Raw genomic sequence first — 12001 nt, forward strand, 5'->3', positions numbered from 1 at the left:
GGGGGTGACCGAGGCGCGGAACCGGCTGTACGAGCTGGTAGACGCGGCGCGGGACGAGGGCCGGGTAACGGTGATCGTGAAACGTGACGGGAAATCGCACCGTGCCTACCGCGCCGCACTGATCCCGGTGGGTCGGCTGGACGACTCCGCGCGGATGCGGCTTGCGGGATGGCCGTCGTGGGCGCGCACAGCGGCGCGGCCGAAGCTCGGTGACCGCGTGATGGACGCGGCTCGCCGTCCGGGCGTGCCGCAGGTTCTGCTGGACCGTACGACGCCTCTTGCGGTCCTGGTGGACGCCGCTCTGGTCCCGCCCGGCGACGCACCGGTTGCCGTCCCCATCAGCGGCGCGCCCGCACCGGCCGCAGCGTGGGTGGACACAGCACATCTCCCGTCTGTCGTGTCCACAGCGCCCCAGGCCCCCGAAGCCCCTGGAAAGGGCCTGCCCGCCGCCGGGCGGGGGGCCGATGCAGACGTTGGCGCCCCGGTCCCGACCCCCGCCGCTGACACAGCCTCCGCCGCCCCGGCCGCCGTACCGGCTGCTGATGGCGACTCCGGTATCCCGGTGGCCGTCCCCCGTGACGTGCCCCCCACAGGCGCCGAGGCAGTTCCCGGTGCTCCGGCGGCCGCGTCCGGTCACGCTGCTGCTCACGACGGTGCCGGTGACCGCACGGCTGCTGCCGACGGTCGGGACATGGTCCGTACGGCGGGTGGGGACGGTCCGGTGCCGTTGGCGGGTCCGGCCGAGGCCCCCGCATCCGTCCCGGCTGCTGGTGGGCTGCACCGGTTGCACGGCCTCGGTGATGTCGCCGGGCAGGCGCTGAGCAAGGCGGTCGCGCCGTCGGTGGTGCCGCGGTTCGGGTTCGGTCTGCACGCCCTGGATGCTGTGCTGGGGAGTCTTCCGGTGGGGGTGTTGACGGTGGTGGCGGCCGAGCCGCACGCGGGCGGCTCGCTGTTGGCCGTGCACGCCGCCCGGCACACCGCGCTCGCCCGCCGGCTGCCTGTGTTGTACGCGGCGTCGGGGCTGTCGCGGACGGATGTGGCGATGCGGGTGATCGCGGCCGAGGCGGGGCTTGATTACCGGCGGCTGCGTACCGGCGCCCTCACCGAGGACGAGCAGCGGGCCGCGGCCGCCGTCCAGGCCCGCCTCGCCGGCGCCGCCCTGCACGTCGACGACGGCACCGGCCTGACAGCGGAGGCGATCGCGGAGACCGCCCCCTACGTCGAGGGCCTGGCCCTGGTCGTCGTCGACCGGTTCCAGCACGCGGCCGACCGGTTCATCCCGCTGTCCGGTCCCGCGCTTCCGGAGGCGGCCCGGCTGCTCGCGCATGTGGCCCGTACCCGGAACGTGCCGGTGGTGGCCGTGCTCGACACCGCCGACCCCGAGGTCCTGGCCGCGCTGGACGCCGCCCACGTGACCCTGACCCTGACCCGTACCGGCAACGACGCCCAAGTAGCCGTGGCCGAACGCGACTTCGGCGAGCTGACGAGGGTGCCGCTGCGTGCCGATCTCGCGTGCGCCCGCTTCACCGACGCGCCCGAGCCGGGGTACCGGTTCGACGCCGAACACGCCTTCCGCGGTGCGGAGGGCGAGAAGGTCACCGCCGACCTCGCCGACGCGGTCCGCCCCTACATGGAAGATGGCACGCTCGGGCAGCTCCCGGACGACCTTCGGGTTGTGCTGCTCGCCATGGTCCGTGTCCTCGACGGCGAGGATGCGTCCGCCTCGAACCTGTCCTACTTCCAGAGGGCGGTGCGCGGCGCCGCCGCTCACCGGCCGCGTCTGCCTGACACCGGCCCCGGACGGCGGCTTCAGCAGGCTCTTGAGGCCTTCTGTGCGCACGCCGCTGCCCACGGCCACGGTTCCGCCGTACCGGCCCCCGTCCAGGGAGCGGTTTCGGCTGTCCAGGGGGCGGTTTCGGCGGGGGCGGTGAAGCCGTCCGCGGCCGCGGGCCCTGGCACGCCGTCCGGCGCCACTGCCGGCCCGGCCGTGACGACGTCGCCGTCCGCCGGGGGCGCCCTGGCGTCCCCGGCCGCCGCCCTGCAGCCCGCTTCCGCACCGGCCGTCGGGCCGGCCGAGGCGGCGGCTGCGGGGGAGGGGTTCGCGGCCGCGGAGGCCGAACTCCTTGACGCCGCGCTGCCGTTCACCTCCGGTGCCCGCCACGGCCTGTCCGCCCGCCTGACCGGCGCGCTCGCCGCGCTGCGCGAGGCCTCCACCGTGTCCGGCCGCGCGGACGAACTGCCCGGGCTGCGCCAGGCCCTGGCCGATCTCGCCGCCCGCCGGCCGCCGGTGCCGGCCACACCGGAGGGCGGGCGCCTGGGCGCCGCGCTGGCCGCGTTCACCGCCGCCCACCGCGACACCCCCACCGGCGTCGCCGCCCCGGGCGCGTCACCGGTGCCGGCGATGCCGGCCGGCCCGCAGCCGGTCCCCGCCGCCGGCACGCCTGAGGCGGGTCCGGTCCCCGCCCAGGTGCCGGACCTGGACGCGGCGGAGGCCGAACTCCTCGCCGCCGCCGCGCCGTTCCTCACCGGCAACGAGCACCGCTCGCCCTTGTCGGTCCACGCCCAGCACGTCCTGACCGCCCTGCGCGATGCGCTCGCTCCCGGCCACGAGCACCTCCTCCCGGTGCTGTCGGCCGCCCGGGCCCGTGCCGCCGAGCTCGGCGCCCGCCGGCTGCGCCTGCCCCCAACGGACGACGCCGCCCGGCTGCGCACCGCCCTGACCGCCTACCACGCGGCCGCGACCGCCGCAGGGATCACCCCGTCCGCCCTCCCCGCCCCCGCGCCCCTGAACACCCCGGCCACGGCGTCCCTGACGGTCACCGAGCCCGCCCCCGCCACTGAGCCCGGTACCGCTGTCCCGGAGTCCGGCGAGGCACCGGCGTCCGGTACGGCCGTTCCGGCCCGGCACGTGGTGGAGGGAGTGGTCATGGATGCGCCCTCGGCCTCGTTCAGCGACGACACGCCTCCGCCCGAGGGCACCCCGGGCACCGGGACCGGCAGCGGGCGCCGGAACTACTCCTTCTTCCTCGGCAAGATCCGCGACGCGGTCGAGCAGGCCCTGGACGAGACGGACGGCGACATCGAGGCCGCCGTCAAGGCGCTGCAGAAGAAAGCCGTGCCGGACTCAATGGCCCTTTTCAAACTCACACGGGTCGGGGGAAATTACGTTCACACCGTTTACCCGCCCGCTCTGGATTTCCTCTCCAAGCCCGGACAGGGCGAGGCTGACGGAGTGTGGGAAGGGCGCCAGAAATGGCGCAACGCCCCCCTCTACGAGGCCATCAAGCGGGGGGAGCGCCATCCGCTGGACGTGGTCGGCCTGGACATCAACGCGGCCTATCTCTCCGCGTTCAAGACGCACCTGCCGATCGGGGCGCTCAAGCACGACCCGACCGGAGGCTTCGACCGCAAGCGCGCCGGGATCCACCGGGTTGCCCAGTTCAACTGGGATCACACCGACCTGCCCAGCCCGCTCGGCAACCGGATCGAGCCCGGCCCCTACCTCCTGGACGAGGCCACCGTCCGCCTCCTGATCCGCTGCCACGAACTCGGCCTGAGCGAGCCGCCGCAGATCCTGGAATCGTGGACCTCCGGCGCCTCCGAAGCACTCCTGGAGAAATTCCGCCGGGTCCTCCAGGAAGCCCGCCAGACAGCGATCGACACCGGGGACCCGGTCACCGGGGAATACGTCAAGGCCATGTACTCCCGGTTCACCTCCACGATCGGCGAATCAGGAAAGAACCGAGAACTCCGCCGACCCGAGTGGGTCCACACCATCCGCTCCCAGGCGTTCGCAAGCCTCTGGCTGAAGGCGTGGAAAGCACACCAGGCAGGCCTTATCCTGGTCCAGGTATCCGGCGTCGATGAACTCCACGTCGCCGGAGGCGACTGGAAAACCGTGTGGGAAGAGGGCCGCAAGCCCACCCAGATGAAAGTGAAGCGCCTCTACACCCTCGGGGGAAAATAACCGATGCCGTACGACGACAGCGGCTGGCGCAATTTCGGCACCTACGGCGCCAACCGGTCGGCCGAGAACGTCCGCGGCGGCAAAGCCCTCGGCCGCGCCCTGGAAGACGCCCTGTCCCGCCAGATCCTCGAAGGCGGCATCAAGTCCCCCGTCACCACCCCCCGCGGCCTCAAGGCGCGCCTGAACTACCTCAACAGCGACGCCGGCATCCAGGCCATGCGCGAGGCCGGGATCACCGTCAAGTCCCGCGCCCTGAAGAACTGGTTCGCCGGCACCCAGAAGCCCAACCCGGCCAACCTCGAACTCGTCGACACCGCGTACTGGGACCTGCGCACCCGGCGTATCCGCGACAACCCCGGCGCCTTCAAGCAGCACCTCAACAACCAGGGCAACGGCACCGCGGTCGAGATCCACCCCATCAACCAGGACCTCGTCGACGAACACGCCCGCCGCCCCAACCTCATGGGCGACCAGGCCATCCGCACCCTGCCCGCGGTCCGCTACGTCTGGAACGACGCGGTCGACGCCATGGAAGCCGGCGACGAAGGCAAACTCGAGGAAATCTGGGACGACATCATCACCGACCTGGACTCCGACTGGGGCGCCTACACCTACGTCTCCTACGTCGGCCTCGGCGCCTGAGGAGGGGGGACCCGGTCCGCTGTCCGCCGTCGGACGAGGGCCTCGCCCGAGCCTGAACCCGTCGTACGGCGGGGCGGACGGCGGCTGAGCGGCACAGGACTCCGCATGGCCAACGACGGCGCCGCCCGCACGTCACGGGCCCCGGGCCGGTTCCTGGCGGCGGCCTGCGCCGAGTCCCGGTACGCGGCCGTCGGGGAGGCGGTGCGGCTTCCGCAGACGCGGGCGCGCGCCGAGCTCGTCCCGGCCGGCTCGATCACCGGACGCGCCGCTGTCCCCCCGGCGTCGGGGACGCGCTGCTGCTGGTCGCCGTCCCGGTCGTCCGGCTCCGCGCCGCGCCGTGCGGCGGGCAGTTCTGTCGGCACGCCGCGAGGGCCGGGCCCGGGCGACGAACACCTCCACCTCTGTGTCCTGGGGGAGTTGAGGACGGCGCCGGACAGCTGCTCACGCTCGCACGACGCCGTTGCCCCGCCGTACGCGAGCGGGTCTGCCTGCGAGGCCCGCAGGGGTTCCGCCGTCCTGCGCGAGCCGACGGCGACGGAGCAGCGCCGTTACGGCTGGGCGTGCCGGTTGGCTTCGCCGGCTTCGTCGCCGTCGGTCAGGCGGCGCGGGCGGCGGGTGTGGCTGGGGGCGGTTGCGGGACGAGGGCCGGCGGGAGCGCCGGGGGTGTGCCGGGCCGCTGGCTGTGTGCGGCCTGGTAGAGCTGGGTGCCGCCGTCGGCGGTGTGCACGACGAGGTCGGTGCCGTGGTCGTCGGCGGGGCGGGAGACGGCGGCGGTGTCGGGCCGGGCGAGGTCGACACCGTGGGTGATGAGGCTGGTGGCGGTGATCCAGTCGGGTGGGGTGGTGCCGTTGCGGTGCGCCTCGCGGCTCGCCGACCGGAACATGAGGGCGAGGGCGGTGACGGCCGGCTGGATGCCCGCGGCGAGCCGGTCGTAGTCGTAGTGACGGGACTGTGCGGCGAGGGCGTCGACGGCCGGTTTGATGCCGGCGGCGAGCCGGTCGGCGTCGTAGTAGCGGGACTGGTAGGCGGCGAGGGCTTCGAGGACGGGGCGGAGGGCTGCGGCGAGCCGGTCGAAGTCGATGTCGAGGAGGGCGCCGGTGTCGGTCCCGCCGCGGGCGAGGGGGAGCGGGTGGCTGCGGACAATGCGCTGGGTGACCTGCCTGCGCCGGCCGCGCGGGGGCGCGGGGCGGGTGCCGCGCTGGGCGATGACGTGGTGGTAGGCGTCGAGGTAGGGGCGCTGTGCGGGCGGGTGGATGCCGCAGGCGGTCAGGAACGTGATCAGCTGCTCGCGGCTGGCGGGCAGGCCCTTGCGGTTGACGATCCGCCACGCGGTGGTGCGCGGCAACGGGAGGCGGGGGGCGCCGGCCCGTTCGTAGGTCTGGGCCAGCAGGAGGCCGAGGTCGCGCTCGTCGTGGACGAGGGCGGGGGAGGGCGCCTTCAGTTCGCGCAGCCGGTCGCGCTGGGCGGTACGGCCGCGGGCGCGCAGGCGGCGGGCCTTGTCCTGGTCGGCCGGGCCGGCGCCGCAGGCGCGCAGATAGGCGTCGAGGACGGACGGGGTGGGCGGGGCGGTGCCGGACTCGGCACGCTGGACGGCGCCGCGGGAGATGTGGGCGGCCTCGGCCAGGGCGCGCTGGGTCAGCCGGGCGGCGCCGCGCAGGGCTGTGAGGTGCCCGGCGAGGTGCGCGAAGGGGTGCCGGCCGGCGTCGTCGGCGGGGGAACGGGTCATGGCCGGCGCCTACCTGCCCGCGCCGGAGCGTACGGCGGCCTCGGCGAGGACGCTGATCAGGCGGCGTCCGCCGCCGGCGGCGGTGAGGGTGGCCGCGCCGATCGCCCCGCAGCCGCCCAGGAGGGCGAAGACGGTCTGCAGCTCGGTGCCGGCGAGGAACAGGCCGGTGCCGAGCCCGAGGACGGCGATCAGCAGGATCAGCGCGTGCGTGGGCCCGAAGCGCCCGGTGGTGCCGTCCGGCTCGCCGCCGCCCGCCGGCGGCGTCGGCGCGGCGGCGGGTGCGCAGGTACAGGCCGGGCCGGGGCTGGCCGGGCGGGGGAGCGGGGGAAGGCTCATGGTGTGCAGGACTCATTCCTGACGGGGGCCGCCCGGCGGCATGCCGGGGCCCGGTGCTGTGGTCGCAAGGGTGCGCGGTCCAGGGGCAGTTGGCCCTGCCGCTGATCGGGCTGCGCGGCGTACAGCCTTCCACGCCCCGGTACCCCGCCGCCCCGTCCCAGCGCCCCTTTTGGTCGCTATGCGGCTTGCGGGCCCCGTCGGTGTTCCCCGTCCCGGCGAGGAATCCGGCGCCCGGCCGGCCCGCCAAAACCAGGGAGACGACGACGGGTTGCGTGCCCGAGACCCTCCTGGCGGCCCACCGTTTGTTCGGGCCGACTTGCGGCCTGGGCCGTATCAGAAAGACGGTGGTTAACAGCACGACACCGACGGCGAGTTCGCCGGTGTCCTCCTGACGGCTCCTGGTCGCAAGCCCGAACCCGTCCTGGAAGGCGAGCGCGTTGGCCCGCGCCCGCCGCCGCGTCAAGGCCGGCACCGCCCTCGGTGCCGGCCTTGACGCGCATCCGGAGGGAAGACGGCCGCCCGCCGGCTGACGCAGACTGCTGCTGTCCCGGGGCGTCGTATTCCAGACGTGCTTGCCCCTGGCGAGCGTCGGGTTCACGATGTGGGGCATCCGCTGACCGGCTCACCGAGCCGGCGGCGCTCCTGAGCTGTACGGGTCGCGATTCCGCCGCATCAGGACACCCCGCAGGCCGTGTTGGCGCAGGTCCTGCCGGGCACCAGCGCGTGAGCGGCCGTCGGCGCCGACACGGCCGTCCGTCCGTCACCGGCGTGCTCCGCCGGCTGCCCCGCGCCTCGTTCCCGGTACGGGACCTGGGCGCACGGGAGTTCAGCCGCTGGCCTTCTCCCTTCCCGCTCGCCCACCGGCCGGTCCGGCAGTCAACGTCCGCCGGACTGGACGGTGTTGGGTGAGGATGTGGGGTATGGGACGAGCTTCTCGACGACGTGCGGAACGCCGCGCCGCACCGGCGGCGGCGCCGGAACCCGGATCCGGCCCGGGAGCGGTGGTGCTGGGGCGGTATCTCCTGCGTCCGGCCACCCCGGACGATGATCCCGGTGTGGTGCGCGCGCTGCTGGAGCCGGTGGACTTCATGGACGCGGCGATGGCTGAGGGGATCGTTGAGCGGATGCGCACCGGCTGGCGTCTGCCGGCCGGGTTCGGCACGGCGACCCTGCTGCTCGCCCAGGAACACCCAGGCGGTGAGGTCGTCGGCCTCGCCCATGCGGTCCCGCCGGTCCAGTGGCTGGCGGAGGCGGGGCTGGATCTGCAGTGGTGCATGCGGCTGTCGCGGTCGCTCGTCGAGCTGGAGGCGGTGTCGGTGGCCGACAACGCCCGCGGCCAGGGGCTCGGGCACCGGCTCGTCGGCCACCTGGTCGACTCCTACACCCGCCAGGGCTACGAGGCGATGCTCGGCGGCATCCACACGCACAAGCCCCACCTGGCGCCGTACTACGAGGCCGACGGATTCCACGTCCTGGCGCCCGGCGCCCCGTTCGACCTGCGGCTGCCCATCGGCCGGCTCCGGTACCCGGCGGATGCGTCGATGCGGCACCTGGTGCGCCCGCTCACCGGCCGGGTGTCGTACGGACACGGTGTCCTGGAGGGTCTGCTCGCCGACCGGTGACCTCGGTGCCGACGGCCGAGCGCCGCGCGCGGGCCGCCACCGACACCGCCCGCGCCCTGCTGGATGCCGGCGACGCGGCCGGCGCCCTCGCCCAGCTACGCCGGATCGAGCTCGCCGCACCCGGCGAGGCCCGCCGTCCCTCGGTCCGCGCGCTGACCGCCGAGGTCGCCGCGGCCCGGCCCGGCCTCGCGGGCCTGGACGCCTACGCCCGCCGCACCCAAGGCGAACACACCGGCTGGCTAACCCCGGCCGCGCCAAGATCCCGGACACCGCGGACGGTCGCCGGCTGTGCGCCGCGCTCCGCTCGGCCCGGGACCAGCACGCGCCGCCGTAACGGCGGCACCATACGGCCGTCAGTCGCCGGACCCGCTCGCCGTCCGGGTGTACGCGGCGAGTTCGGCGCGAAGGCTGCCCCGCCCTGCGCCGGCCGCGTCCCGCGCCTGCTGCAGCTCCTGGAGCTCGTCGTCGGTGAGGTCGTCGACCCAGGCTTCCGTCCGCCGGTGCTCGGCCTCTTCCTCGTCGCGCAACTGCTTCTCGTACCAGTCGAGTTCGTCCTCGTCCCGGATCCAGTGGCGCACGGCCGCGTCCCGCTCGCGCCGTGCCTCGGCCTCTTCGGCGATCTCGCACGGGTACCCCGCCCGCGATGGGGTCGGGGGGCCGGTCAGGATCCGTGCGCGGGCGGCGAGCAGCGCGCGGGCGGTCTCCTCGCCGGCGCCGCACGCCGCGGCGAAGCCGGCCAGCAACTCCTCGCCGGGCAGCCGTCGGCCCGTGAGGGCGTTGTGCAGGGCGCTGCGCGAGATACGGCCCGCGGCCGCGGGCGAGTCGGCCAGCCGGCGCAGGCTCGGCCCGCCGGCCGCCGCCCGGATCTTCTCCATGGCGGTGGCCAGTCCGGCCCGGGTGGTGATCTGGCGTCCGGGCACGTACGCGGTCGGCCTCCTGACGGGCACCGGGTGTACGGCGGCCGCGGCCGCCGTACACACCCGCGCGCCCTCCTCCTCGTCGGCCTCCGTGCCGCGGGCGAACGCGCGGACGGTGTACAGGGTGGGAAGCCGCCCGTCCAGGGCCCGGCGCACGGTGCACGCCGAGACCGGCATCTCCCGGGCACCGGCCCGCCGCGCCAGGGCCTCGAAGGTGCGCCGCCCCTTCGCCGCGCGCAACCAGCCACGCAGCCGCGCCAGTTCCACCGGCTCGGCCGCCGGGCGGCTCACCCGCGGCCGCCGCCGCTGGTGGCGAGCTCGGCGACGACGGCCAGGAGCCGGCCCGCGCGGCGCCCGGCGAGCAGCACCATCACGGCGCCCGCGAGCAGGGTCAGCACCATCGGGATCGGGCGCTGAAGGACGGCGAGCAGCGTCACCGCGGCGACCACGGCGATGACGACGGCCGCCTCGCCCGCACCGAGCTTGCCCAAGGCGGCCTCGGCCCGGGCCGCCGACCGGGCGCCGCCATGCTCGACAACGGGCCCGGCGGCGGGCGGGGGAGCGGACATGAGGGGGTGCCTCCAGACGGTTCGGCGGGACGTCCGCGGCCCGGGGTGCGCCCGGTCGCGGTGAGCCGATGGTGGCAGCGCCCGCCCCGTCTCCGCGACTCGCGCACCGCCTGCCCCGCACCCGACGTTCTCCTCGCCTCCCGCGGCAATGCCCAGGCCAGCGCCCACAACCGAGCAGTCCCCGTCCACGCCCCGCCAGGGCCCACCGCGCCCAACGCCCACCCCTGCGGCACGGCCCGGCCTGCGTACGGGCCGTCAGCCGGCCTGCCCGGCCGCGCCGTCGAGACCGCGCGGGGCTCGGTCTCGACGGCGGCGTACGCGGGGCGGGAGCGTCCGGGGCGCCCGTCCCGTCCGAGGGACCGGATACCCTAACCAGGCGATCTGATCTCGACCGGCCGAGCCTGGGCCGGCACACACCCCGCACACCAAGCCGGCACCCGCGAAGGCACAGGCCACCCCAACCCCCACAACGAGCCGCACCCCCGGAAGGTCACGCCCGTCCTGCACCCCGCCGGCGACCGGAGGGCGCCCGGCCGTCACCCGCTGGGCTGCGCCGCCGCGCCCACCGGGCCCGTAACGCCCCCGTGCGCGCCGGCCATCTGGGCGATCACGTACCAGAGGCGGTCGGCGCTCCCGGGTGGCCAGGGCATGCGCAACTTCCCCGTGGCGGGGTCGAGTTCGCCGCACCACTGTGCGTACCGGGAGGCGACGTCGTCCGGCCACAGGATCCCGTGCCCGCCGGGTACGGCGTCCGGCCGGACGCCCCCGCAGCCGCCCGCTACGGCCAGGGCGCGGTCGAGGCCTGCGGGATGCCCCAGCACCTCCAGCCGCGCCGTGACGTCCCCGAGCGGCCCCCACACCACCCGCCGGCGCACCGCCAGCACCCGCGCGATCCGCCCCGACCCCTCCGCCGCCGAAACCGCGCCCGCCGGTGCCCCGCTCGTGCGCGGCCCGGCGAGGCGCACCAGGACGTCCTCCAGGACGCGGCCCGTCTCGTCCGCGACCTGGACCCGCCCGGCCAGCGGCGGCCGCGCCCGCCCCGAACCCGAACAACGGCGCCGCGGTCACCTCCACCCACACCACCGCCAGCGGCCGCGACACCAACCCCCCAGCCCACAACCCCAGTTCAGCCCTGCGCACCCGCAACGCCTCCTGCGTGCCGGCCAGCTGCGCCAGATGCCGGCACGCCGCACACACCCGCCGCCCCTCGTGCTCCAGCAGCGGCAGCTGACCGCCACCCCCGCACCCCTCACACACCCGCCCCACCGCCCGCCGCTGCGCCGCGGCGGCCAGCTGGCGGCCGGTGGCCGCATGGGCACGGACTCGGCGACGGCGTACAGGTCGAACGTCTGCAGCTTGCCCCGCCAGTTGTAGTCGTGGACACGCGGGCGCGGACGGGCCCGCCGGGACGCCGGGGCGGGTCGGCGTCGCCCAGCCGGGCCCGGGTGACCAGCCCGGCCGGCACGTCGCCCCAGCGCTCGTACCGCACCGGCCGGACCTCGGCCGCCACACCGTTCCCGTCCGCAGCGCCACCACCGCCCGCCGCCCGCTCCTCGCCCGCCCCGCGCGTACCGTCGACTACGGCAACTACTGAATTTGTGGCGCTCAATTCCCCAATTCCTTCCCGTGCCCTATTCTGTTACGGGTCGCCTTTCTCTCCCCGCAACTCCGTTACGCGTTACGTGTCCTTTCCCGAACCCGTAACAACCCGCTAATCGGGATTCCCTCTGGATGACGCACTGTCAATTCCAGCGGAATAAGTTTCTGACGCCACGTAACCCGTAATGGAATGCGTATCAATTCTAGAGAGGTCTAGTCCACTCAGAACCAAGCATGGACGCTTGATCTGATGAACCGTCAGACAGCAGCGATGCGGCACCGGTTGCCAACCTCCCCTTGCTGCTGCCATACTGTAACCACAACGAGCCGGGGCCGGGAAGCCCGGCGGGCGCCCCGGCCCAGCTGGACCAGAGACGCAAACCCCCTCAAACAGGAGGCATCAAGCCTCTGAACAGGGAAAACAGAAGATCGAGCCGCCACCAAAATCGGGAGCCACGCCCCACAGGCCAGGATCCCACCCCGAGGCCGGCACCCGGGACCACGAGAAGCGGACAACAGAGAGTAACGTTCAACTCTCAACGTCTTCAAGAGGGTTGCGGAGCAACCCAACATCTTCCGTCGCGAAGTGACGGCGCGTCATGTCTCCGGAGGAGACCGCGCGC

General features: G+C 74.7%; 8 protein-coding genes. 3 read left to right on the top strand and 5 right to left on the bottom strand.

From position 1 onward, the window contains the following. The first annotated feature begins 4 nt into the window (after positions 1-4). Positions 5-3967, top strand: a complete 3963-nt coding sequence (locus GFH49_RS20785; RefSeq protein WP_155057597.1) for a DnaB-like helicase C-terminal domain-containing protein — start codon at positions 5-7, stop codon at positions 3965-3967. 3 nt (positions 3968-3970) lie between these two features. Next, a complete protein-coding gene (locus tag GFH49_RS20790; protein WP_155057598.1) occupies positions 3971-4609 on the top strand; it encodes a hypothetical protein in 639 nt (212 codons plus the stop codon). A 595-nt stretch (positions 4610-5204) separates the two neighbouring features. On the opposite strand, the gene relB is transcribed toward GFH49_RS20790, so the two are convergent. Both relB and GFH49_RS20800 read right to left on the bottom strand, forming a co-directional pair. Continuing rightward, positions 5205-6335, bottom strand: coding sequence for a type II toxin-antitoxin system RelB family anti-toxin (gene relB / locus GFH49_RS20795; RefSeq protein WP_155057599.1), 1131 nt, complete (start codon positions 6333-6335; stop codon positions 5205-5207). A 9-nt stretch (positions 6336-6344) separates the two neighbouring features. Then, positions 6345-6671, bottom strand: coding sequence for a hypothetical protein (locus tag GFH49_RS20800; protein WP_155057600.1), 327 nt, complete (start codon positions 6669-6671; stop codon positions 6345-6347). Positions 6672-7591: 920 nt separating this feature from the next. Here GFH49_RS20800 and GFH49_RS20805 point away from each other — a divergent pair. Continuing rightward, a complete protein-coding gene (locus GFH49_RS20805; protein WP_230396403.1) occupies positions 7592-8293 on the top strand; it encodes a GNAT family N-acetyltransferase in 702 nt (233 codons plus the stop codon). 353 nt (positions 8294-8646) lie between these two features. Here the strand turns inward: GFH49_RS20805 and GFH49_RS20810 are convergent, their stop codons facing one another. From GFH49_RS20810 to GFH49_RS20820, 3 genes are all read right to left on the bottom strand, one after another. After that, entirely contained in the window at positions 8647-9501 is an 855-nt protein-coding gene (locus tag GFH49_RS20810; RefSeq protein WP_155057601.1) for a hypothetical protein, read from the bottom strand. After that, complete coding sequence (locus GFH49_RS20815; RefSeq protein WP_155057602.1) at positions 9498-9779, bottom strand: hypothetical protein; 282 nt, start codon at positions 9777-9779, stop codon at positions 9498-9500. The genes GFH49_RS20810 and GFH49_RS20815 overlap by 4 nt, the downstream gene beginning before the upstream one ends. Positions 9780-10315: 536 nt before the next feature. Then, the gene (locus tag GFH49_RS20820; RefSeq protein ID WP_155057603.1) at positions 10316-10744 is read right to left on the bottom strand and encodes a hypothetical protein; all 429 of its coding nucleotides are present in this window, start codon (positions 10742-10744) and stop codon (positions 10316-10318) included. Positions 10745-12001: the final 1257 nt, after the last annotated feature.

Source organism: Streptomyces blattellae (assembly GCF_009709555.1).
In the GTDB taxonomy this organism is placed as follows: Bacteria; Actinomycetota; Actinomycetes; order Streptomycetales; family Streptomycetaceae; genus Streptomyces; species Streptomyces blattellae.

Excerpts from the sequence above, each read along its gene's own strand:
- GFH49_RS20800 (WP_155057600.1), bottom strand. The coding sequence starts at position 6,671 with ATGAGCCTTCCCCCGCTCCCCCGCCCGGCCAGCCCCGGCCCGGCCTGT.
- GFH49_RS20805 (WP_230396403.1), top strand. The coding sequence starts at position 7,592 with ATGGGACGAGCTTCTCGACGACGTGCGGAACGCCGCGCCGCACCGGCG.
- relB (WP_155057599.1), bottom strand. The coding sequence starts at position 6,335 with ATGACCCGTTCCCCCGCCGACGACGCCGGCCGGCACCCCTTCGCGCAC.
- GFH49_RS20815 (WP_155057602.1), bottom strand. The coding sequence starts at position 9,779 with ATGTCCGCTCCCCCGCCCGCCGCCGGGCCCGTTGTCGAGCATGGCGGC.
- GFH49_RS20790 (WP_155057598.1), top strand. The coding sequence starts at position 3,971 with ATGCCGTACGACGACAGCGGCTGGCGCAATTTCGGCACCTACGGCGCC.